At 31.4% G+C, this 24,679-nt stretch carries 23 protein-coding genes; 14 read left to right on the forward strand and 9 right to left on the reverse strand.

Annotated elements, in window-relative coordinates; all coding sequences use genetic code 11:
* Positions 1-2 precede the first annotated feature (2 nt).
* The 4 genes from Spiro2_RS12400 to Spiro2_RS12415 all read right to left on the reverse strand — a co-directional run bounded on the left by Spiro2_RS12400 (position 3) and on the right by Spiro2_RS12415 (position 4,934).
* Complete coding sequence (locus Spiro2_RS12400) at positions 3-2,414, reverse strand: Tex family protein (RefSeq protein ID WP_338636179.1); 2,412 nt, start codon at positions 2,412-2,414, stop codon at positions 3-5.
* 150 nt (positions 2,415-2,564) lie between these two features.
* Complete coding sequence (gene ndk / locus Spiro2_RS12405; RefSeq protein WP_338636180.1) at positions 2,565-2,990, reverse strand: nucleoside-diphosphate kinase; 426 nt, start codon at positions 2,988-2,990, stop codon at positions 2,565-2,567.
* 141 nt (positions 2,991-3,131) lie between these two features.
* Entirely contained in the window at positions 3,132-4,676 is a 1,545-nt protein-coding gene (locus Spiro2_RS12410; protein ID WP_338636181.1) for a hypothetical protein, read from the reverse strand.
* A gap of 21 nt (positions 4,677-4,697) precedes the next feature.
* Complete coding sequence (locus Spiro2_RS12415; protein ID WP_338636183.1) at positions 4,698-4,934, reverse strand: NifU family protein; 237 nt, start codon at positions 4,932-4,934, stop codon at positions 4,698-4,700.
* Between the two features lie 200 nt (positions 4,935-5,134).
* Between Spiro2_RS12415 and Spiro2_RS12420 the strand changes: the two genes are divergently transcribed.
* Positions 5,135-6,250 carry a M14 family zinc carboxypeptidase gene (locus Spiro2_RS12420; protein ID WP_338636184.1) on the forward strand — a complete coding sequence of 372 codons (1,116 nt, stop codon included), beginning with the start codon at positions 5,135-5,137 and terminating at the stop codon, positions 6,248-6,250.
* A 139-nt stretch (positions 6,251-6,389) separates the two neighbouring features.
* Positions 6,390-7,499, forward strand: coding sequence for a tRNA guanosine(34) transglycosylase Tgt (gene tgt, locus Spiro2_RS12425; RefSeq protein WP_338636186.1), 1,110 nt, complete (start codon positions 6,390-6,392; stop codon positions 7,497-7,499).
* A gap of 40 nt (positions 7,500-7,539) precedes the next feature.
* Here the strand turns inward: tgt and Spiro2_RS12430 are convergent, their stop codons facing one another.
* On the reverse strand, positions 7,540-8,043 hold the full coding sequence (locus Spiro2_RS12430; RefSeq protein WP_338636188.1) for a CarD family transcriptional regulator: 504 nt from the start codon (positions 8,041-8,043) through the stop codon (positions 7,540-7,542).
* 667 nt (positions 8,044-8,710) lie between these two features.
* On the opposite strand from Spiro2_RS12430, the gene Spiro2_RS12435 reads away from it, so the two are divergent.
* Entirely contained in the window at positions 8,711-10,318 is a 1,608-nt protein-coding gene (locus Spiro2_RS12435; RefSeq protein WP_338636189.1) for an HD domain-containing protein, read from the forward strand.
* A 181-nt stretch (positions 10,319-10,499) separates the two neighbouring features.
* Positions 10,500-11,348, forward strand: coding sequence for a pyruvate, water dikinase regulatory protein (locus Spiro2_RS12440; RefSeq protein WP_338636190.1), 849 nt, complete (start codon positions 10,500-10,502; stop codon positions 11,346-11,348).
* Between the two features lie 2 nt (positions 11,349-11,350).
* On the opposite strand, the gene cysS is transcribed toward Spiro2_RS12440, so the two are convergent.
* The 3 genes from cysS to lpxC all read right to left on the reverse strand — a co-directional run bounded on the left by cysS (position 11,351) and on the right by lpxC (position 15,084).
* Complete coding sequence (cysS, locus tag Spiro2_RS12445) at positions 11,351-12,820, reverse strand: cysteine--tRNA ligase (protein ID WP_338636192.1); 1,470 nt, start codon at positions 12,818-12,820, stop codon at positions 11,351-11,353.
* A 6-nt stretch (positions 12,821-12,826) separates the two neighbouring features.
* Positions 12,827-13,945, reverse strand: a complete 1,119-nt coding sequence (dnaJ, locus tag Spiro2_RS12450) for a molecular chaperone DnaJ (protein ID WP_338636193.1) — start codon at positions 13,943-13,945, stop codon at positions 12,827-12,829.
* 173 nt (positions 13,946-14,118) lie between these two features.
* On the reverse strand, positions 14,119-15,084 hold the full coding sequence (gene lpxC, locus Spiro2_RS12455) for a UDP-3-O-acyl-N-acetylglucosamine deacetylase (RefSeq protein WP_338636194.1): 966 nt from the start codon (positions 15,082-15,084) through the stop codon (positions 14,119-14,121).
* A 407-nt stretch (positions 15,085-15,491) separates the two neighbouring features.
* Here lpxC and Spiro2_RS12460 point away from each other — a divergent pair, with 407 nt between their 5' ends.
* From Spiro2_RS12460 to Spiro2_RS12490, 7 genes are all read left to right on the forward strand, one after another.
* Positions 15,492-15,986 carry a single-stranded DNA-binding protein gene (locus Spiro2_RS12460; RefSeq protein ID WP_338636195.1) on the forward strand — a complete coding sequence of 165 codons (495 nt, stop codon included), beginning with the start codon at positions 15,492-15,494 and terminating at the stop codon, positions 15,984-15,986.
* A gap of 305 nt (positions 15,987-16,291) precedes the next feature.
* Positions 16,292-17,383, forward strand: coding sequence for a DUF819 family protein (locus tag Spiro2_RS12465; RefSeq protein ID WP_338636196.1), 1,092 nt, complete (start codon positions 16,292-16,294; stop codon positions 17,381-17,383).
* Between the two features lie 18 nt (positions 17,384-17,401).
* A complete protein-coding gene (locus Spiro2_RS12470; RefSeq protein WP_338636197.1) occupies positions 17,402-18,121 on the forward strand; it encodes a M15 family metallopeptidase in 720 nt (239 codons plus the stop codon).
* 21 nt (positions 18,122-18,142) lie between these two features.
* Positions 18,143-18,811 (forward strand): hypothetical protein, encoded by a 669-nt coding sequence (locus Spiro2_RS12475; protein ID WP_338636198.1) that lies wholly within the window; start codon positions 18,143-18,145, stop codon positions 18,809-18,811.
* An 89-nt stretch (positions 18,812-18,900) separates the two neighbouring features.
* Positions 18,901-19,311 (forward strand): hypothetical protein, encoded by a 411-nt coding sequence (locus Spiro2_RS12480; RefSeq protein WP_338634792.1) that lies wholly within the window; start codon positions 18,901-18,903, stop codon positions 19,309-19,311.
* Entirely contained in the window at positions 19,257-19,943 is a 687-nt protein-coding gene (locus Spiro2_RS12485; RefSeq protein ID WP_338637768.1) for an IS630 family transposase, read from the forward strand. Before Spiro2_RS12480 ends, Spiro2_RS12485 begins: the two co-directional genes overlap by 55 nt.
* 119 nt (positions 19,944-20,062) lie before the next feature.
* Positions 20,063-20,548, forward strand: a complete 486-nt coding sequence (locus Spiro2_RS12490) for an ATP-binding protein (RefSeq protein WP_338636199.1) — start codon at positions 20,063-20,065, stop codon at positions 20,546-20,548.
* Between the two features lie 19 nt (positions 20,549-20,567).
* Here Spiro2_RS12490 and Spiro2_RS12495 read toward each other — a convergent pair whose 3' ends face one another.
* Positions 20,568-21,575, reverse strand: a complete 1,008-nt coding sequence (locus Spiro2_RS12495; protein WP_338636200.1) for a histone deacetylase family protein — start codon at positions 21,573-21,575, stop codon at positions 20,568-20,570.
* A gap of 186 nt (positions 21,576-21,761) precedes the next feature.
* On the opposite strand from Spiro2_RS12495, the gene Spiro2_RS12500 reads away from it, so the two are divergent.
* Genes Spiro2_RS12500 through ugpA form a run of 3 tightly spaced genes read left to right on the forward strand, consistent with a single transcriptional unit; the run spans position 21,762 to position 24,679 of the window.
* On the forward strand, positions 21,762-22,490 hold the full coding sequence (locus Spiro2_RS12500; protein ID WP_338636201.1) for a glycerophosphoryl diester phosphodiesterase: 729 nt from the start codon (positions 21,762-21,764) through the stop codon (positions 22,488-22,490).
* A gap of 5 nt (positions 22,491-22,495) precedes the next feature.
* Positions 22,496-23,797: a sn-glycerol-3-phosphate ABC transporter substrate-binding protein UgpB gene (gene ugpB / locus Spiro2_RS12505; protein ID WP_338636202.1), complete on the forward strand. Its 1,302-nt coding sequence runs from the start codon at positions 22,496-22,498 to the stop codon at positions 23,795-23,797.
* A complete protein-coding gene (gene ugpA, locus Spiro2_RS12510) occupies positions 23,798-24,679 on the forward strand; it encodes a sn-glycerol-3-phosphate ABC transporter permease UgpA (protein ID WP_338636203.1) in 882 nt (293 codons plus the stop codon).

Raw genomic sequence — 24,679 nt, forward strand, 5'->3', positions numbered from 1 at the left:
AATCATACTCTATTTGTATTAAATTTATTCATTAAGTCTGCAAGACTTGCTTGTTTTTCTGGTTCTTTTCCTGATTCATTTTTAGACTTTTTATTGTAAGAAGTCTTTTTGGAGTTATATGAATTTTGAGAGTGATTTCTAGATTCTTGAGTTTTAAAAGAATTATTTTGTGAAATTGCTCCAGAGCGATTAACAGAATTAGCTGTATTTACCGCAACTGGTTCTTCACATGCTTTTTTAGAAAGTGAAATTCTTTTTCTTTCTTTATCAAGCCCAATAATTTTAACTTTAACCTGATTCCCAACACTAATTACTTGAGATAAATCCTTAATAAATTGATTTGATAATTCAGAAATGTGTATTAAACCATCTTGATGCACGCCTATATCAACAAAAGCTCCAAAATTTGTTACGTTTGTGACCGTGCCTACAACAACTTGTCCCTCTTTTAAGTGCTGAAAATCTCTAACTTCTCTGTTATATGTTTGTTTTGAACCCTCTGCACGTGGATCGCGACCAGGCTTTAAAAGTTCTTTAATAATATCTTGTAAAGTTGGGAGTCCAATTTCTTCGGATACATAATTTTCAAGTTTAATTTTATCTATATTCTCTTTATTTCCTAATAGTTCTTTAATAGATAAAGACAAATCCTGCGCCATTTTTTCAATAATTGAATATGATTCCGGGTGGACAGCTGTATTATCAAGAGGATGTTCGCTTTCTGGAATTCTTAAAAATCCAGCAGATTGCTGAAATATTTTTGCTCCATAACCCATAACTTCAAATAAATTTTTTCTAGACTTAAATTCGCCATTATTTTCTCGATGTCTAACAATCCCTTTTGCTAAACTTGTACCAATACCTGCAACATATGAAAGTAAACTCGAACTTGCGGTATTTAAATTTACACCGACGTAGTTCACACAACTTTCTACAACTTCTCCAAGTTGTTTTTTTAGTCGACTTTGATTCACATCATGCTGGTACTGCCCAACACCTATACTTTTAGGATCAATTTTAACAAGCTCTGCCAGAGGATCCTGCAATCTTCTTGCAATACTCACAGACCCTCGATAAGTAATATCAAGTTCAGGAAACTCATCTCTTGCAATATCACTTGCCGAATAAACACTTGCACCTGCTTCATTGACAATAACAATTTTGGGTTTTTTAACATTTGATAATAATTCAAGTGTTTTTTCACAAAACGCTTCCATTTCACGACACGCTGTGCCATTTCCAATAGAAATAAAATCGACTTGATGTTTATTAATAAAATTTAAAATAACTTCTGAAGCATGTTTATTTTTGTGACTTTCAAACTCAGCATCATGTTGCGGGTAAATTGTGACATGCTCTAAAAGTTTTCCTGTTTTATCAACTACAACCAACTTACTTCCTGTTCTTAAACCAGGATCAACGCCTAATACAATTTTTCTAGGAATAGGTGGCAATAATAATAAATTTCTTAAATTTTTGCCAAAAACAGAAATTGCTTCTTCTTCAGCAGTTGATTTGGTTTCAAGACGAATTTCTGTTTCAATACTTGGAGAAATTAAACGAGAATAGCTATCTAAAATACATTCATTTAAGAAATTTTTTACTACTTCAGTCGCGGTATGTTTTATGATGTGGCTTGAAATAGTTGATATAGGAATTTGTTCATCAAATTCTAAACTAACTTTTAAAATGTCTTCTTTTTCACCTCGTCTTAGCGCCATAAGTCGATGTGCTGCAATTGATTTAACAGGCTCAGAAAACGTGTAATAGTTATTATATTTTGTTTTTTTATCTTTAAAATCTTCTTTAACCTCAGATTTAAAACTTGAATTTTCAAACATCCATAAACGGATTTCTTTTCGGACATCAGCGATTTCAGAAATATATTCAGCAATATAATCTTTGGTGCCTTGAATCACATTATCAAGATTTTTAAGGTCTTCGTGTTGGCCAATAAATGCGGTAAATAAAGGAGTTAAATCTACTAGTGCAGAATCTTGACTTAACACTTGAGTTGCAAGAGGAACGAGACCTCTCTCAACTGCAATTTGTCCTCGCGTGCGTTTTTTGGGTTTGTAAGGTAAATACAAATCTTCAAGCTCAGACTTAACTTTACAAGCAGAGATTTTTGCTTGTAACTCGGGAGTCATTTTATTTTGTTCTGTAATTGATCTGACTATAGCTTCTTTTCTTTCTAATAAAGAAAAGATATATTCAAATTTTTCAACAATATTTCTAATTTGAACTTCATCTAAACCACCAGTTACTTCTTTTCGATAACGAGCAATAAAAGGAATGGTGCATTCATCAAGAATAAGTTTAAGAGTATTTTCAACCTGATTTTTATCAATATTTAAATCTTTTGAAATATCAGAGATTATTTCTTGTGTTAGAATAATTTGTTTTATAGCCATAATAGTTTACTCACAATTTAATTTATCAAAATAAAAACTTTCCTTACAGGGAAGAAAGCAAGACGCGTCAAGAAAATACTATACAATCCTTTTTTAACAAAAAAAACCGCAAATGCGGTTTTTTAATAGCTAATTATCAACCAAATATTCTTACTTTGCAGCATTTACAAGTTCTGTGCCAGAAAAGAAGTAGCTAATTTCAATTGCAGCATTTTCTAATGAATCTGAACCGTGTACTGTGTTTTCACCAATGCTCAAACCAAATTCAGAACGAATTGTTCCCTTAGCAGCTTTTGCAGGATCTGTAGCTCCCATCAAATCTCTATAAGAAGAAACAGCGTTTTTACCTTCAAGAACAGAGACAACAACTGGTCCAGAAGTCATGTAATCACACAATTCACCAAAAAAAGGTCTTGCAGAATGAACAGCATAAAATTGTTCAGCTTCCCTTTTAGACATATGGATCATTTTAGTTGCAACAATTTTAAGATCTGCCGCTTCAATCTTGGCAAAAATTTTGCCGATGCAGTTACGCTTAACACCATCTGGTTTAATAATTGAAAAAGTTTTTTCCATTAAAGTTATTCCTTATAAAACTCGGCCTAAAAAATCTAAAAAGCTTAGCCAAAATGGAAGTTATGTAAAATTGGGGTAAAATGTCAATAGAAAATCCTAATCCTATTCTTTTTTTTAAAGTCCTTTTCTAAAACAAGCTTATTACTTCAAGCTATTAGACTCTTTCATAATAAAATCTTGAAGAATTTGAAACCAAATTCGAGGTCTAGGATTACCTTCATTCGAATCCCTTACAATTTCTTTTAAAATTCTCATTAGAAAACAATAATTAAACAAGTCTTTTGCTGTTTCTTCATTTTTAGGTCGTAATTGAGAAGAACCTATGTTTTCTTCAAGACTATGATTATAAAATTTAAAAAATAAGCTTTCTATCTCTTTTAAAGTTGGTTGAAATTTTTCAGAAATAAAAGTATTAGTTACTTTTTTTGGAGAAAGATTTGTTATTTTTAAATCATTATTATCAATATTTTCTGTTAAAATAGCATAATAACGTCTTTCTGTAAAATACCAAGCAAACCTCAAACTTACTATTATAGAGGCAATATCTTTTAAGCACGGTTGCTTATATCTTCGATAAGAAGGTTCGTCAAAATTATCTGATTCATAATCTAGTAATATTAAACCATCTTTTCCAATTAAAAATTGGCCTAAATGCACGTTACCATGATTTCTAATTCGCAATCCTAAATCATCTGCTATTTTAATTTTATCAATTATTTTATTTATAAAATCTGGAAGTAAATAAAAAACACCTGAGTAAACTTTATGCTCTTCTTGCATATGCATAACTTTATTAAGTCTTTCAAACATTTTTTCAGCCGTAACTTCAATCCAACTATTCTTAAATTCAGCCGTTGTTTGGTCTGGCATTAATTCAGAACCTCTTGGCGCAAGGATCATTGCTTTATGAAAGTCACCCATAGTTCTACCAAGAGATTCAACAATGTTCAGTACCTGCAACCAAGCTTCTTCAGATTGTTTTTCTTCATGCTTTACTGGAAATCGTGCTTTATGAAGTAATGAAACAATATGAGGAAATAAAGTACCATTATTTTGAATATACTTAATCCCAATTGCAGTATGTGATTTTTTTATATTACCAGAAGAAAATTCAAATACACTTATAAGTTTTGCAAAATTCAAAAATATTGTTTGATTTCCAAGATACGTTAATAATTCAACTTCAATTGATTGCGGATAATCTTTTTCAACAGTTCTAAAAATTTTATACGCAATTTGAAAGTCTAATCTAACACAAGAATGCTTCGAATCACTCCATACCCCTATAGCAACAAAACTTGGTTCTCCGCCGCATTTCTTATGAAAAAAAAGCCCCTTTTTTGCTGTTGGTAGAGGGTTCTTTTGCTTTTGCGCAAATCTCCATGATTCATAAAATTTACTATCAGTTGATGCATCTCGAAAACTCCAAGGAGTGATAGAGATTAAATCGCCATCTTCGCTATATCGAGCCAAACGAAAAGGGAATACATACAAGTCAGAAATACCAATAAACTCTACCCAAATAAATCCAACAGCTCCCTGTGCACTTGTTTCAAAAAGACAAACATCGTAAACTCTACCAATAGGATTATCTAAAAATTTAAAAGGAAAATGACTCTGCTCTAACCAAATTTGACCAGAGATTGATTCAACCAATCGTTCTATAATTTGAATAAAAGCATTCATAAAAATTTCTAATCCAAAAGATTAATCAGAAACAATGACATCATCAAGATCAGGAAACTCTTCTAAAATATAGTTTGAAATAGATTCTGACGTATACGCCTGAATAGAACAACTGCCACAAGAGCCAGAAAGCTCTAAAGTTAAGATATTATTTTCTAAACTAATAATATTAACTTCTCCACCATGCGCCAAGACACCAGGAGATATTTTTTCATCTATAAAATTTTTAATTAAATTATATTGATCGATGTTTTTCATACATTAAATTTACCTTAAATACATTATTAATAGCTCAACAACAGATATAAAAATCGTGAGAATTGCAAAAATCCACAAGCACAATAGCATAGTCTAGTTCATGACGGAACACTTGCAAACGACTCACCCATATGGTGCAATTAATATAAGAAAAAATAAAGCATTTTTTAAATCGACTTCAATATTTTAAAGGATAACCAATGGTTATTGCTCAACTTCTGGGCAAAATTAAACCTAAAATGACAATATTTATACCTGCAATATTAATAACTTATCAATGTTATTCGATTAGCTTTTGGAAAGATGCCAAAGAAGAAAAATCTCCAACTTTAGAAAATCAATTTTTCCCTCTCTCACTTTTAAGTATCAGCGGAATTCCATTAACTGCATTTCAAGTATTTGAGTCATTACATAGAGCGCGTTCGCAAAAACAAATTGCAGAACTTTGCCAACACATTGATATAGTTTATAAAAAACTAATGTGGGGCAAAAGCCCTTGTATTTCTATACCTTGGAAATATGAATTTGTCAGTGAGCATGGCAGACCATTAATATATTGGGAATTTTATGATCCACTTCGAGATGCAGTGACTAAAAAAAACATCACTTTAATTCTAGGAGGCGTACACCCTGACGAGCTCACACCGATCCATTTTTCATTCCAATTTGCATTCGAACTCTATAAAAACCCACTTTTATACAAAGGTTCTCATGTTATTGTTGCTCCATTAGTCAATCCAGATGGGTTTCTCAATAATCCTCCTAAAAGAACAAATGCAAATGGCGTTGATCTAAATCGTAATTTTCCAACCTCAACATGGAATAAATTTGCTTATAAAAATTGGTTTAATTCTAAAAGACGAGATAAAAGAAAGTTCCCTGGATATTTTGCCAACTCAGAACAAGGAACTCGATTTCAAGCTGATTTAATTGAAAAATTTAATCCTGATAAAGTCATTTCAATCCACGCACCGTTGGCATTTTTAGACTTAGATTACGAAATGCCAAAATTTTTAAAACTAGGAAACCTGACCGAACAACAAAAAAGAGCAAAAAATCTTGCACTATTATTATCTAAAAGTGCTGGAAATTATAAGATTAGAGATTTTGGAATTTACCCTGGAAGCCTAGGTAATTATGCAGGAAACGAACGAGTGATTCCAACTATCACTTTAGAAATGAGTAGTAGCAATCCCAAACTTGTAGATAAATTCTGGTATGAATTTTCACCAGGTTTATATAAAGCAATTAAATACGAGTTTAAAAAAAATCAATTTGCATACTCTTCTTTAAGTAATACCTTTATTGATCAATAAACACTCCTTAAATTAAATAAATAATATTTTAACCTTGTTTTTTTTAATTTAAAAGAAGTGACTTGAAAATTTAAAAATAATTGTTAATGATAAAAAATTCTTAGATAATCTAAGAATTTTTTTTACAGGTTAATTTTATATGGGTCTTAAATTTGAATACATTGCAAAAGATAAACATTCTGAAGCTCGCAGAACTCGATTACACACCTCTCATGGAATAATTGAAACACCAGTTTTTATGCCCGTTGGAACTTTTGGTGCCGTAAGAACGCTCGATCATATTGAGCTTGAAAATATGGGGGTTCAAATTATTTTAGGTAACACTTATCATCTTTATTTGAGACCAGGCCCAGAAATTCTTAAAGAATTAAAGGGATATCACAAGTTTATTTGTTGGGATAAGCCCATTCTCACAGATAGTGGAGGCTTTCAAATTTTTTCTTTACCGCATCAAAGAATCATAAGCGAAAAGGGCGTTACTTTTAAAAGTTATGTAGATCAAAGTTATAAAAAAATGACTCCAGAATCTACAATTGCATTTCAAGAAATTATTGGCTCAGATATTATGATGGCGCTTGATGTTTGCGTCCCTTCTACTAGCAAATATGATGCATGTGCCTCTGCTATGGAAAGAACTCATCGCTGGGCTAAAAGATGCAAATTATCAAAAAGTAAAGATGAAAACTCTCTATTTGGAATAGTACAAGGTGCTGTTTTTGAAAACCTTCGCAAAGAAAGCGCAGAGACACTAATAAACCTAGATTTTGATGGGTACGCTATTGGTGGTCTTGCTGTTGGCGAAACAGATGAAGAGCGCATTCATTTTACAGAATTTACGGCAAAGCTTTTACCCAATAATAAGCCTAGATACTTAATGGGTGTAGGCACCCCTCATGATCTTGTTAGGGGCGTTATGAGCGGGGTAGATATGTTTGACTGTATTATTCCTACCAACCATGCACGACAGGGAGTTGCTTACACTTTTATTGGTAAACAAAAACTTCGCAGAACAATTTATGCAAAAGACACCAACCCTATAGATGAAAACTGTAGTTGTTACGTTTGCAATAAATTTACAAGAGCATATTTACATCAGCTCTGTAAATGTGAAGAACCAACAGGATGGAAGCTCATTTCATATCATAATACTTGGTTTTATGAAAAACTCATGCAGAAAATGCGGAAAACAATAGAGGAAGGAACTTTTTCTAATTTTGCTAACGATTTTTTAAAAAATGTAAAAGAATAAAAAGGCATTAAAACTAACGCCTTTTTATTCTTTTATACAATTAAATAGCAAATAAAATATGATTGAGTTCGTGCTCAATCACACTTTTTTCTTCGCCTCTGGCAACAGAAATCTCAGAAACAAGCATATTCCGCGCCCGCTCAAGCATTTTCTTTTCGCCAAAAGAAAGCTCTTTATCTGAGCTTAGCGAAGATAAATCGCGAAGAACTTCAGCAATTTCTACCAAATCTCCTGTATTGAGCTTATCATTTAATGCTCTAAATCGACGATTCCAAGTTGCTGTTGATTTTTTAGAAGGAGATTTTAGTATTTGAAATACTTTTTCTACATCTGGAAGCGAAATAACAGAACGAAGCCCAACTGTCTTAGCTGCTCGAGTAGGAACCATAACTTTTGCGCCAGTGGAATGAATTTTAAGCACATAAAAATCTTGTTGAGCACCGCCAATGCTACATTTCTCAATATTTTCTATAGTTCCAACACCATGGCAAGGATAAACTGCTTTTTGACCCACAATAAAATCGTAGAACTTTTCAGCACTCATGCTGTAAAACCTCCAAAAAATAAAACTCGTTGTATCTTTTCTGAATGAACACAAACAACGAGCAACATTTATGTTTTTAAATAAAAAATGAAAGATTAATATTATTTATAAGTTTTCTTGTTTCCAATAAAAAAGACAATATATATGAATGAACCAAGAAACCCCCTTAAGCATCTTTACTTAATTTAGATGCTTTAGCTACTACTTTCAGATATTATTCTGAAAAATATACTTCACTTTAATTCTTTGAATTTAAAGTTTTATTACTAAAGGCTAAAAACTAGACAAAATTAAGAATTTAAGTTACTAAACTATTGAAATATAAACTTTATTTACATGTCTCCTAAAGACAAAAAAAGTCTGTAGGATTTGACATATCTAAAAAAAACTTATACAGAGTCGCGTAAGAATATGTTGTTAAAATTACTCTGTAACAACGAGGTACAGGCTCTATTAACAACAAATAGACAAAAAGCGCCTCTCAATTTAGAAATTCCTAAACCTCGAGCGTTGAAAATACCGACTTTAACGAGTCTGTTTTTCATAAGTCAAAGCATCAATAAATTTACCTAGACAAACCTTTTTTGTCAATTTATTTTGCATAGTAATTGCGCACCTGCTGAACATTAATGCCTTTTTTGTTGGGTGATATTTTTAAGGAGAATCCATGGTACTTTCAATTTCAAGAAAGGGGCTTTCTTTAATTGACAAAAATACATCAAAACTTGTCTTTAATGGAAAAATTCGAGACTCATTGCACGATACCATTTCTTTTACAGAATTAGAAAAAAACATAATTAATTCTAAAGAATTTCAACGACTTAGGAGAATATCACAAACCGCCTTTACCCAATACGTTTTTCCAGGCGCTTCTCACACAAGATTTGAGCATTCTCTTGGTGTTATGCATATAGCCGGACTAATGTTCAACGCGATTGCACTAAATCAAAGACGTCTCCTAAGCTCTTTATCCCACGCTGCTGCAAATGCTCCCCAATTAATTTTAGACAATTTAAAATCGAACGAAAATGAACGCGGCTCACTCCTTGATACAGAAAATGCTTTAAATTGGATTGAAAACTCTGCTTACATTTGCCAGTGCGTTCGCTTAGCTGCCTTATTGCATGATATTGGGCATGCCCCTTATAGTCATTCTGGTGAGAGATTTATGATATCTTGGCATGAATTTTCTAGAAATTTAGACAATATAAAATTACCAAATTGGCTCAAAAACTCTTTCACAAAAAAAATTAATTCTCTTAAAGAAAAAAATATAAATTTATTAGAAACAAAAATAAAACATGAAGTATACACTTTAATGATTATTTCTAAATTATTTAATTCTGAATTAGGTCAATTAACTAAACAAATGGGTCAAGATATTTGTGCAATTTTAGATTTAAATGTTGAACCAGAAAAAAATAGTGAACTCGCAAAAAGCGGTTTACAAAGTTTGTTACATGAAATTGTAAGTGGCGAAATTGACGCAGATAGAATGGATTATCTACTAAGAGACTCAAGAGAATGCGGAATTATTTATGGTTATTTTGATTTAGGAAGAATTCTTGATTCTCTTGGTTTTTATTATAATTCTAAAAATAAAAAATATCATTTAGCACTTAGAAGAAGCGGAATTTCAGCATTTGAAGATTATTTACGTGCTAGATGGAGTATGTACCAACAAGTATATTTTCATAAAACAGTAACTGCTACTGAAGCAATGTTTCAAAATATTAACAAAAATAATCCTGAAATTTTGCTACCAATCGAAGTTAATGAATTTATTTTAATAGATGATCATAATTTTTTTTCTTATATAAAAAATAAATTTAATAATTTATTAGATTCTTTTTATGAAAAAATACTTGTTGATTTAATTTATAATCGAAACCTTTGGAAAAGAGTTTACGAAGAATGTATACCAAAAAATTCTTCAAGAGACATTCCTTCTTTATGTCCTGCTATAGTTAATTTTTTAGAATCATTAAACTATCCTTGCGAATTAATAGAAAACTCGACAAACTTAACAAATTTTTCTCCTAAAGGAAGAAATAGTGTTTCAAAAAATCATTTAAAAATTATTATTAAAGATGTATACTCGTTAAAGTATTTAGAACCAATAGAAAATCATAGTGTTTTAATTAATAGTACTAATGAAGAAATAATAATTAGAAGAATTTATATTTCTCAATTTAATATAAATAAAGAACCAATAATAACTAAAGAAATACAAAAATTAATCTCTGATAACATAATCCATCCTGATAAGGGTTAAAATAATTTGCAAATTTGATATTTAAAGTTCAACTAATAATAATTTTAATTACCAATATGCTTTAAAAATTTTTCTAAGTGTTATAGAATAAAATTTAAACTAGACAACTTAGTTAAATTCATCTTGTAACAATTCTTTATTTTCTTTAAAGGCATTATCAATTTTTTTAAAAAGGCCGATTATGAATGAACTTCATGAAAATTATGTGCCAACAATTTACACTGTTTCCGATGGCACAGGAGAAACAGCCTTGAGTATTGTTCGAGCAGTACAAGTTCAATTTGAAAGCTCTGAGGTTTGTATTGAAAGACATAATAAGATCAGATCAAGAGAACTACTCGAAAAAATTTTAACTTCTGCTCAAAATAAAAAAGCAACTGTTGTTGCAACTGTTGTTGATCCTGATTTGAGAGTTTTTCTCATTTCACGTTCAATGCAGCTTGGTATTAAAGTTGTTGATATACTTTTTCCACTTTTAGAAACTTTATCAGAACAGCTAGGATATAGACCAAGCGCAGTTCCTGGCTTACTGAGACAACTCGACGAAAGTTACTTTAAAAGAATTAATGCAATTGAGTATACAGTAAGACATGATGATGGGATAATATCTTACGATTTAAATGATGCTGATATAATTCTTGTAGGAGTTTCTCGTACCTCAAAAACACCACTATCCATGTATTTAGGTCATAAAGGTTATAAAGTTGCTAATATCCCTTTAATTCCTGCAACAGAATTGCCGCAAGAATTACTTAAAGTTGATCAAAATAAAATTATTGCTCTAATAATTGATCCAACTAGACTCGCAGAAATTCGTTCAGCAAGAGTAGAATCGCTTGGCACAAGTCATGGCGGAGACTACACAAACTTATCAAAAATATTTGAAGAACTTGAATGGAGTCGAGAAATTTTTAAAAAAAATAAACTATGGCCAGTTCTAGACGTAACAGGAAAAGCTCTAGAGGAAAATGCGGTTGAAATAGAAAAAATTATTTTAAATCGATTTCCACAAATTTTTTGTGACAATTAAATTTAAATAACAATTGTCCATTTTGTACCAGTAGGAGAATCTTGTATTTGTATTCCTTGAGCCAATAATTCGTCACGAATAGCATCAGATCGTGCCCAATCTTTATTTGCACGAGCAAGTTTTCTTTCTTTGAGTTTTTGTTCAATTTCTGCTGCTGATATTTCTGAAGTAAGCTTATAATTACTTAAATTAACAAAAAAATCATTAGGTTCTTCCATCAATAAACCCATTGCTTTTTTTATCCAATTTTTAAATTCAAACCATGTTGAACGTAACTTTTCTTGATCTTTTAAAGTCAAATCTTTACCAGATTTTTCAAATGCAACTAATTTAACATTGACACTCTTAATAAAATCAAAAAACACCGCTAACGCCGCTGCGCTATTAAGATCATCAGCTAAGCTTTCACGCATTTTAGGAATTAAATTATCTAAATCAGAAAAAATTTCTTCGTGATAAAAGTCACTGTTATTAACTTTATTTGCATAAGAATCCATTAAAGAAACAAACCGGTAAATCTTAGCAAGCTTTTTTAAATTTTCTGTCGCCATTTCAAATGTAAAATCTAGTGGATGAGTATAAGAAACAGAAAGAAACACTAAGCGAAGAACTTCAGATGGATATTTTGCAAGAAACTCTTTAATTGCTACAAAATGATTGGTACTTTTACTCATTTTTTCGCCATATAAAGTTACCATTCCTGCGTGCAACCAACTTGTTGCAAGTGGTTTGCCTGTTGCGGCTTCTGATTGTGCAATTTCAGCTTCATGATGCGGAAAGATTAAATCTCTACCACCCATATGAATATCTATATTGTCTCCAAAAATTGAATGAATCATTGCAGAACACTCAATATGCCATCCTGGACGTCCGTCACCCCATGGTGATGGCCAAAAAATTTCATTTGGTTTTGCAAACTTCCATAATGCAAAATCAAGAGCATCTTCTTTTGCTTCATCAATTTCAATACGAGCACCCTTTTTGAGATCATCAATTTTATTTTTGCTTAACTTTCCGTATTGCGTAAATTTACGAACTCTATAATAAACTCCAGAATTTGTTACATAAGCATATTCTTTTTGAATTAATTTTTTTATTAACTCAATTATTTGAGAAATATTTTCTGTAACTTTAGGCTCAAACTCAGGACGCTGTAAGTTAAAAAGCGCTAACATTTCGTCTTGTTCTGAAACATATCGAGAAACAATTTCAGAACAAGATAAATTTTCTTTGTTTGCTTTTTGAATTATTTTATCATCAACATCTGTTATATTGCGAGCCCATTCTACTTTTAACTCATTATCTTCAAGCGTTCTAAAAAGCAAATCATAAGAAAAGAATGTTCTACTATGACCTATGTGAGTGTTACCATAAGGAGTCACACCACAGCAGTACATTTTTACTTTACCATGTTGCAGCGGAATAAATTTTTCTTTTTTTCCGCTAATGGTATTAAAAAAAGCCAATGACATAAATTTTTATCCAAATATTTTATCAAAAAAACCGTTGTTATTTTTTACATGTTGCCCAACTTTTTGTGCAAATGCACGGAGATGCTCTTCTGCTTCTTTATTTATTTTAGTTGGAATTTCAACAGTCACTTCAATAACAAGATCTCCCTTACCACGACCATATTTTTCGAGCTTAGGTATCCCAGCACCTTGAACTACCAAGCGCTGTCCCGGCTGAATTCCAGCTGGAATTTCAATTTTACGCGGCTGCTCTTCAAAACAGTCAATTAATACTTCTGTCCCTAAAATAGCCTGTGCAACACCAATTTTTAAGTTATAAATTAAATCAAATTCTTCGCGTCTAAACTGAGGATCCGCTTCGACTTCAATAAATACGTAAAGATCTCCAGCAGGACCTCCGTTAAGCCCTTCTTCGCCTTCCCCCGCCACGCGCAAGCGCATGCCGGTGTCAATGCCTCCAGGTATTTTAACATTAATATTTGATGATTTTACTTGATAACCTGAACCTTTACATCCAGAACAAGGGGTTTCAATTTTTTTACCAGAGCCATTGCAGTCAATACATGTTGACGCATACGTAAAAAAGCCTTGTTGAATGCCAACTTGGCCTTGCCCGTGACATGTCTGACAAATAACTGGTGATGTTCCTTTAGCAGCTCCTGATCCATTACAGCTTTGACAACAAATTTTTCGTGCAATTTGAAGTTTTTTTTCTGTTCCTAATACAGACTCTTTAAAAGAAATTTTTAAATCATACCGTAAATCTTCTCCCTTACGCGCTCTGTTTGCTGATCTTTTTTTGCGCCCCCTCACACCAAAAAGATCTTCAAAAATAGAACCAAAATGCTCGAAAACATCATCAACGTTTCCAAAGCCCGGTTCACCAAAACCAGCACCATTTACTCCTGCATGACCAAATTGATCAAAACGTTGTCTTTTTTCAGAATCAATAAGAACTTCATAAGCCTCAGCTGCTTCTTTAAATTTTTCTTCTGCGGCTTTATCTCCAGGATTGCGATCGGGATGGTATTGCACAGCAAGCTTACGATAAGCTTTTTTTATTTCATCGGCTGAAGCTGTTTTTGATACTTGTAATATATCGTAATAATTGCGTTTTGTAGTCATCTAAATTACTCCAGGAGGATACTGTCACACATACCATCATTATAGGGCGACAAGAAAACAAGGATTCTGCCAGAATTTAATCTCGATTGGTAGAGAGTCAACAACTTAAGCGCAATATTTATTTTTAAAGTAAAATAGAATGGATAAACATTAGAAACTTTTTAACACGCAGCTTAACCGATTGCTAATCCATTTAATGTGACTTGTATCTCTCCAAGTGATTTTGGAAATGATAACACCGATTGCAAACGATTTGCATCTTTAACAGATGGCACGAAAATTTTTCTTGCAGCAACATTTTCGATGAGCGCACGCGCCAACTTATTATGAAGATCATGTCCTGCTTTATGAGCTATAACATGCCCCAAAATAGGCATACCAATTAAATGGAGATCGCCAATACAGTCAAGAGCTTTATGTTTGACAAATTCTTTTTCGTGACGCAGTCCATGAGAATTTAAAATACCTTCAGTACGCGATACAACAATTGCATTTTGCAATGAACCACCTTTTGCCAAACCTCGAGAATATAAGTAGTCAATTTCTTCTTTTAATCCAAAAGTTCTTGCAAAAGAGAAAAGCTTGCAAAACGCTGTTGCAGTATAATCTAATGTTACAGACTGCTGCCCAATGCTTTCAATATTATTGTAATCAATAGAGTAAGATATTAGCGGTTGCTTCGATGGTTCTATGCGAATAAATCTTAAAGGATTATTGGAGTCAACAACCTCTATTGTTTTTTCAACAATGAGAACTTTTTTAGGTTCTTTCAGTTCTTCAATACCAGCTTCATTTAACAGCACCAAAAAAGGTGCTGAAGATCCATCAAGAATTGGCATTTCACTGTTGTTTAACGCCACAATTGCATTATCAATACCAAAACCAAAAAATGCGGCCATCAAATGCTCAATGGTAGAAACATGTGCATTTAAATTTCCAACTCGTGTAGCAAGACTTGTATCAAATACAGCAAAGGGATCTGCTTTAATGTAAGGTTTGTTGGGCAAATCTGTACGCTGAAACAGAATTCCTGTATTTGCCGCGGCAGGACGAATTTCGACTGTAATCATATTTCCAGAATGAACGCCTACGCCAGTAAATGAAACAGAGCATTTTAACGTTCTTTGGAAATTATACATACTCTCCTCGTACCACTTATTTTAACAAGTTATTTTTAATACCGTCACCAAAAGTACGCTGCGACAAGAATTGGAGCAGCTAGCCTTTTATTAATCGGTATCACTATACAATTGCTATCGCAAGCATACCTTTCTTATAACATAAGACACAAAAAGCTTAAAGATTTATCGGCAACTATTAAACCAAGTCTAGTAAAATCTATAAATATGCTATAAAATTAAATGGTTATTTTTTGACATATTTTTACTTTTAACTTGATCACAAACTGATCAAGTTAGGTAAAAAAATTAGGAATAACAAAACATGATTGACGCTATAGAATAGCCGCTATAGTTCTGATGAAGTGAACAACGCTGTTTCACCCCTGTTCTCTTGTATCTTTTCATATCACTTTAAGGAGTTTTTTATGTCAGGAATTAATAAAGTTATCCTTGTCGGTAGGTTAGGGCAGGAGCCTGAACTTCGTAGCACCCCAAGCGGCCAACAAGTCTGCAGCCTAAGTATCGCTACAAGTGAAACATGGGTTAAAGATGGCAACAAAGAAGAAAAAACCGAATGGCATCGTGTTGTATTATGGGGCAGACAAGCAGAACTGGCTCATAAATATCTAAAAAAAGGCAGATTGGTTTATATCGAAGGCAAATTGCAAACACGCTCCTGGCAAGATCAACAGGGGCAAAAACGATACATTACTGAAATTGTAGGAAATTCAATGCAATTTCTAGAAAGCATGAACTCAGGAGCACAGCGTGATAACTCAGAGATTCCTGCAATTCATGATAATGATGCCCCATATTACACTGGGCCAAGTGGCTATGATTCTCCGGCCCAACTTCTGCAAGCCCTACATTTAACAATTCGTCACGTCCGATGGATGATGACATTCCATTTTAACACTTAGTGTTTTAAAATTAATCACAGTACTCTACAGAGAAAATTAATTTTCTCTGTATTTTTTATTAAAAAAATTGAATAAAAAAATAATAATTTTAATAAGAAAAATTATTTATTATTTTTAATTAAAAAATTAAATAAAATTTATATTATATATTTTTAATTGGTAATCTTTTGTTGATTACCAATTTATATTTAATACAATCACAATAAATTGCCCTCATTGACAAAATTTCTTTAAAAAATTAAATAAGTAATGAAATTTCTTATTTTTTAACAATTTTTTGTTCTGATTTTAATGTTAGGTTTTTAATGGATAATCAAGTTTTATTGTTAGTGATATTTGGTACTCTATTTGTATGTTTTGAAATCGAAAAAAAATTAGCCTGGATTACTCATGTTAGCAGTGTTTGCTTGGTAATTTTAGTTGCCATGTTACTCAGCCAAATTAAAATTATCCCATCACAATCTGAAGTGTACGATTTTTTTCAGGGCTATGCAGTACTAATTGGTATTACCCTTATGGTTTTAAATTTTAAGTTTAAAAATATTTTAAAGCTTAATTATAAAATATTAATTGTATTTCTATTTGGGCTTGTTGGAAGCTTTGTTGGCGGTATTCTTGCGGGATACATTGGGCATTTCGCTCTTGGCGATACTGCTTTTAAACTTGCTGCACAATTTACCGCAAGCTACATTGGTGGTTTAGAAAACGCTGCTGCAATGCAGAAAATGTATAATATTCCAGAAACCTATTTCACCGCTGCATTTACAATAGATAATATTATTACAAGCCTTTGGGTCCTTGCTTCTGTGTGGCTCGGAAAAAGCTCTCAAACAATTACAAACACCTCAGATAACACAATTCAAGAATTTGATTCAGCAGATATTAGCTTAGTAAATATTTCTGCCTGTTTATTTATGGCAACTTTAATTATAATGCTTGGAAAAGAAATGTCAAACATAATTGGTTTCTTTCACTCTATTATTTGGATCACTTTACTTGCAATAATTGTAGGACAAATACCTATAATTAGCCAATATTGCAAACCAGCATACGTTTTAGGCGCAACAGCATTTGCCTTTTTCTTTTTTTCGATAGGAGCATCTGTAAACTTTAAAGCCTTATTAGCGCTTGATAAAATGGTCATCATAATGCCAATAATTGTAATATCTGTTCATGCAATATTTATAATTTTAGCTGCCAAAATTTTCGGTGTTAATAAAGCCTCTACCATCATTAGCTCTCAAGCCCTAATTGGCGGGCCTGGCACTGCAGTTGCTGTAGCTCAGGCAAAGCATTGGAGAGAGTATTTTTCTACCGCGATTATTTTAGGAGTTTTTGGCTACACATTAGCAAATTTTTTTGGTGCGTTTGTTTTTAATATTCTTACACATACTTAATACAAAAGGAGACACATAATGTTTACTCAATTGGAGCAAAGCCAAATAGCCATTAATACTAATTACCCCAAACCCACATTTCAACAAATAAATTTGCTAAAAAACTACAGTAACCCTATTGAACTAAAAAGTAACAATCGCATGCAGCTTGAGCCCGTCTACTTTAACCTCAAGTTAAAAGGTGCTACAAACCACATGCTAACCAGGCATTCGGTTTACCTAAAACTCATTGAGGCACTAGAGCAGTTGCCACAACAGTTTGGCTTTTTAGTTTTTGATGCGTTCCGTTCACTCAAAACCCAGCACGCTCTTTTTGATTATATTTACCAACAACAAAAAGCATTAGCACCAAACTTAAGTCACAGTGAACTATTTGAAATTACCAAATTTTTTATCACCTACCCCACAGATAATAAAGTACCGCCGCATAATAGCGGCGGCGCCATTGATTTAACCTTAACCTACAACAACACATTACTCGATATGGGCACAGAATTTGACGAGGTCTCAGAGGTTTCACACACCATTTTTTTTGAGCAAGAATACAACGAAAAATTTAACATCAATAAAAATAGATGGGAAAAAATTAAAACGAATAGACGCATATTATTCAACATCATGAAAAACGCGGGCTTTACCAACTATTCTTATGAGTGGTGGCATTACGACCTCGGTGATAGCATGTGGGCCGAAATTCATAACACAAACTGGCAGTACCCTTCAATGGAAGGGGAGTAACAAAAATAAAGAGAACATGTTATGCGCGCCATATTTAGTTTAAAAACCTTTAAAAAAGTAAACCGCGCCCCTTTAATTAAAAAAATACAAGACACATACCTTGCAATGTTTATCGCATTGACTGTTATTGTATCTTTAATTTTTATTTGTATTATAGAAAATAGATTTTCGCACGAAGACGTTATTTTTATTTGTATAACATTTATAAAAATAGTGACTATTTTTATAATTACCCTTATGTTTTTAATTAATAAAATTCTAAAAAAATGTATTAGCCCTATCATTAACTTAATCAATCATTTTAAATCATCATCAGAACTAAAAGAAATTGAAATATCTTACGATCACTCTCAAGAAATTATTGATTTGTATAATATAATCAATAGCTCAATTAAAAGAATAAACGAATATCAACAGCAATCCTTACAAAACGAAAAAAATGCGGCCATTGCTATGACCACGCAAATGGTAGCGCATGATGTTCGAAAACCATTTTCTATGCTTAAATGCACTGTTGATCTTTTGCTAAAATGTAAAACTCAAGAAGAATTTAAAAAAATAATTGATACATTTTTGCCAAGCATAGAAAAATCTATTACAAAAGTAAACGGGTTTATAACAGATATCATGGAAATTGGTTCTAATACGCCGTCCACTAAGTTTGTTGGCAACATAGATAACCAAAAATAAATATTTATACGGAAATTGATGAATATTGAAAACAGGATATGCTGCAGTTAACATTCGTACTTTCTTTTATAAAAGGACACTGCAGCACAATGAATAATGTACAACAACTTATGGATGATTTAAAGAGAATACCTCAAAATAAATTAAGTTTTAATCTTTTACGTCGATTATTTATAATTTTTTTATATTCCGTAGGATTTTCTGAAAAAAAGATTGAAACTTTATTATGCCTTTCAAGAGGACGGGCAAATTATTGGGTTTCAAACTATAAGAATAATGGTATTTATTTTTTACTTGATAAACCACGTTCTGGTCGTCCATCCTTTGTAAATAAAGAAGAAGTTGAAATTTTAAAAACTGAAATCATTCAATTAAATTCTGAATTTAATGAGGAAAAAGTTGTTCATGCCCAAATAATAAATAGTATTATAGAATCCAAAACGAAATTAAAAAAAAATTTAGTAAAAGTGGGTTATACAAGTTCCTTCAAAGAACATTAATAAGAAGAGTTGTTCCAAGAACAAAGCATATAAAAAATGACCCAGAAAAAATGGCCGAATGGATTAAAGATTTACCAAATAAAATTAATGAAATTAAAGTAAAAAATCCAGGAAAAAAAATAAACATAGATTTTCAAGATGAATCACGATTTGGACAAATGACAATAAAATCTGGTATTTGGAGTCCTTTCCCAATCAGACCAGAATTTAAAACTCAAATGGGTTATTTAAACTCATGGATTTATGCTACTGCTAACAAAGATACGGGCAAATATTTTGGAATGATATTACCAAATTTAAATGTTGAAAACATGCAAATTTTTATCAATGAGTACTCCAAGACCGTACCTAAGAATGAGCATATTATTATGATACTAGATGGAGCTAGTGCACATAAAAGCAAAAAATTAATTTTACCCCAAAATATATCATTTATTTTTTTACCTTCATTTTCTCCAGAGTTAAATCCAATTGAAAGGTTATGGAGTTATTTTAAAAGGAATCACTTATCATTTAAAATTTATAAAGATTATGAAGATCTCGTTCAAAAATGCTCTAGTGGTTGGAATCAATTAACACAAAAAATTGTCAAGTCAATTATGAATTCAAAACCTAAGGCAAGCTTATGTTAAAAACTTAGTGGACGGCGTATAATTCAGAAGAGCTGCATCAAAATTCAATTGAAATTATTCCATTTTTAGAAAATATCATTAAAGACACATTTTTACTAAATAGTAGAGCATTTGTAGAAATGGAATATCAATTTAATCACGACCGCAAAATCTTTATTAACCCACATAAAATGGAACGGGTGTTTGCCAATATTTTAGAAAATGCACTACAAGCCATGAAATACCAAGGTAAAATTTGGATTCATACAAAAGATGTTATAGAAAAAAACAAAGTTTTTGTTGAATTTTGTATTGGCAATAATAATTCTTATATAGAAAAAAATAATATACAAAACTTGTTTAAAACCTTTTATACACTTAAGCAAAATGGCACTGGGCTTGGTTTAGCGATTGCAGAAAAAGTCATTCAAGAACACGGTGGAACAATTTGGTGTATATCAGAAAAAAATGAAAAAAACCTCAAAGGAAAGGTTGAATTTAAGTTTACAATACCAGCAACTGATTTAGATTTTTGTATAGATATCAATCAATATTCTTTACCATTGCATAGTAGTGAGCTGCATCAAATAAAAAATGATTTCGACACACTAAATAATAGAAATTAACAATTTCAATTATTTATTATCAAAAAAATCCACTTAAAAAACTTTCAACATTTTTACCAAGTTCACTTACCAAATAACCACCTTCTTGTAAAATAATTGTTTTTTTCTTTAAATTAAAAAACTCTCTGCCTAATTTATTAAAGTCAGAACAATTTATATTAAAGTGACCTATTGGATCGCCCGACTCAATATCAAATCCCGCAGACAAAATTAAATAATCAGGTTCCATTATTGTAAAAGCCTTATTTAAACCATTTAATAATGATTTAAAATATTCATTAGGAGAAGAAAGGGGCATTAAAGGAACATTTAAATTATAATTAACCCCATCATCAATACCAATTTCTTCTTCAAATCCTGTAAAATAAGGATATTCAACCAAGGGATGCGCATGAATACTAAAATAAAATACTTCAGAAGAATCATAAAAAATACTTTGTGTTCCATTACCATGATGGTAATCAAAATCTATAATCATCACACTGCCAGATTTTGATAAATATTTTGCAATAATTGCTGCATTATTAAGATAGCAATAACCACCAAACATATTTTTAGAAGCATGATGCCCAGGAGGTCGACACAGCGCATAGGTTGCTTCGCCTGTATTTTTTGTATGCTTGGCAGCTGCATACGCGGCACTGGCCGAGGCCACTGCTGCATTCCAGGTATTATGCATTAAAGATGTTCCTGCATCAAAACAGTAATACCCAGCTCTTTTAGGAATAAATGGCTCACGTCTTTGAATACGACTGTCGCAAGGAAATACGTAAGGACAAATAATTTCATCATTTTTTAAATTTTGCGAAGATTCTAAAAAATTGAGATAATCGTCATCATGCACTGCAATCAACGACTCGTAAGGAATAATTTCTGGAACTACAATTTCGTATTTATTATCTAATTTAAATGCTTTTAAAATAGAATCAATTCTACTAACTTTATCGTTATACGGATGGGCTTTTCCTCCATATATTTCTTTTTTAATAATATGTTTTTTTTGAAGAGAACTATAATAAATTTTCATGCATGCAATAACTTTCTAATACAAAAGATAAAATCAAACATAAACAATTCTCTATAAAATATCTTTTTCTTATTTAAGATTATACTTTATGTAAGAAAGTATTAAAAAGGGTTTATAAATTTCTAATTTCAAATTAGTATATGCGCGAAAATTATTTTTTGTCAATAAACAGTCTACGGAGGTTTCATGCCTAAAAACCTTAAGATTCCTAAAATTATAGGACATCGAGGAGCAAAAGGATTTGCACCAGAAAATACCCTAACATCTTTTAAAAAAGCAAAAGAGCTTGGAGCTCGTTGGGTAGAGTTTGATGTAAAAGAAACTCAAGATAGCATTTTAATAGTGATGCACGATGATACGCTCGAAAGAACAACTAATGGTAAGGGAAAAGTAGCAAATACTAATTTTTTGGAAATAAAAAAACTTGATGCAGGATCATGGTTTCATGAGTCTTTTACTAACGAAAAAGTACCCTCTTTTGAAGAAACAATAAAACTTTTAAATGAACTAAAATTAGGAGCAAATATTGAAATAAAACCATGTCCAAAAAAAGAAGAAAAAACTGCTATTTTAGTAGCAAAAGTTTTACAAAATTTATGGCCCAAAGAACTACCTCCACCAATAGTTTCAAGCTTTAGCATGGAATCACTTGTAGCCGCAAAAAAAGTATTTCCTGAATTAATTATTGGAGCGCTATTTGAAACACTACCAATTGACTGGAAAAGTATTGCAAAATCTGTTCAAGCAAACACTATTCATATTGATCATGAAAATATAAGCGATGAAAAAATTTTAGAAATAATTAATGAAAATTATCCTGTATTGGCATATACTGTAAATGATACAAAAAGAGCTAATGAATTATTTAAAACTGGGGTTACTGCAATTTTTACAGATTTTCCATGGAAGGAATAACAGGTATGAGATATAGTTATAATTTTTTTTATCCAATATTTTTATTATTATTTTGTTTTAATAATGCTTATTCAAAAACAAAAATTCAATTTTGGCATGGACTTTCAGGAACTACCAGTGATTACTTAAACGATATTATTTTAGATTTTAATAAGTCACAAAATGATATTGAAGTTATTGCTGTTAAAAAAGGCACATATCAAGAAACAATGATTTCTGGAATTGCGGCTTACAGAGCAAAAAAACAACCCGATATCATTCAAATATATGAGGTTGGAACAGCGACAATGCTTTTCGCAAAAGGAGCAACCATTCCAATTTCACAACTTTTAAATGAAAACAATATTACAATAAATTATGATGATATTATTCCAGCAGTTAAAGGTTATTATAGCGAAAATAACGTGCTTTTTTCATTTCCTTTAAATAGCTCGTCTCCAATATTATATTATAATAATAAAATTTTTAAAAAGGCTGGATTAAATCCAAACTCTCCACCCAAAACATGGGAAGAATTATTTGTTTACGCAGAAAAAATTAAAAATTCTGGTGCTGCTCTATGTGGTTTTACCTCTGCTTGGCCAGCATGGATTCAGCTAGAAAACTTTAGTGCATGGCACAATATTCCTTATGCAACAGATCACAACGGAATGTCTTCAAAAAAACCGAAGCTCACTTTTAATTCTAAAATACAAGTGCAACATTGGGAAAATTTACAAAATGCAAATAAAAAAGGTTTTTTTACTTATTATGGTAGAACCTCCGAAGCTCAAATGGCATTTTCAACTCAAAAATGCGGAATGTATTTTGACTCAACCGGTTCATATGGTGATGTCAAAGCATCTAACGTCGAATTTTCTGTAGCACCTCTTCCATATTATAAAAATGTTTCTGGCGCACCACAAAACACAATAATTGGAGGAGCGAGTCTCTGGGTTTTTAATGGAATTCCAAAAGACCATCAAAAAGCAGCAGCAATTTTTATTGAATATTTATCGAGACCTCAGGTAATGGCAAGATGGCATCAAACAAGTGGTTATTTACCCGTTACCTTTAAATCTTACGAACAAACTAAGTTACAAGGATTTTATAAAAATAATTCTGGTTATGAAATTGCAATTTCTGAATTAAATAATAAGCCTCCAACAGAAAACTCAAAAGGTTTAAGAATTAATGGACTGCCAAATATTCGTAACATTGTAGAATCAAATTTTGAGTCGATGCTATCTGGTAAGATTACAGCAAAAATGGCTCTTGATAATGCTGTAGAAAAAGGTAATGAAATTATACAAAAAACAGGTGGATAAGTGCAAAAAAGAGTAATTTTTAATTCTAAATTATTACCATACTTACTTATAGCTCCACAAATACTTATTTCATCTGTTTTCTTTTTTTGGCCTGCAATATTGGCAATATGGCAATCATTTTTAAAAGAAGATGCTTTTGGCTTAAGTACAGAATTTATATGGTTTCAAAATTACCTAGATATATTTTTTGATAATAATTACTTATCTTCTATATTTGTAACAATAATTTTTAGCTTTTTTGTAACTCTAATTTGTTTAACAATTTCTCTTATATTATCTGGACTTGTTTATAAAGTTAATTTTGGAAAAATAGTCTATCAAACTCTTATTATATGCCCCTATGCTGTTGCCCCTGCAATTGCAGGAATATTATGGTTTTTTCTATTTAATCCATCCATAGGATATATATCAAATATTTTGCAAAAAATTAATATTTTATGGGATCCTAACTTAAATGAAAATCATGCATTAATTTTAATAATAGTTGCAGCAAGCTGGAAACAAATTAGTTATAATTTTTTATTTTATCTAGCTAGTCTTCAGTCAATACCAAAATCACTACTTGAAGCAGCCTCTATTGATGGCGCTAGTTCTTTTAGAAAATTTATTGATATAATTATACCAATTATTTCTCCAACAACATTTTTTTTATTTATAATGAATTTAATTTATACATTTTTTGATACATTTGGAATAATTTTTACAACCACGCAAGGAGGACCTGGATATTCTACAACAAATCTCGTTTACAAAGTTTATGTTGATGGAATTATAAATCTTAATTTAGGAAGTTCTGCAGCACAGTCTGTAATATTAATGATTTTTGTATCCATAATAACATTAATCCATTTTAAATTTGTAGAAAAAAAGGTTCACTATTAA

It is taken from the genome of Spirobacillus cienkowskii (assembly GCF_037081835.1).
GTDB lineage: Bacteria > Bdellovibrionota_B > Oligoflexia > Silvanigrellales > Silvanigrellaceae > Silvanigrella > Silvanigrella cienkowskii.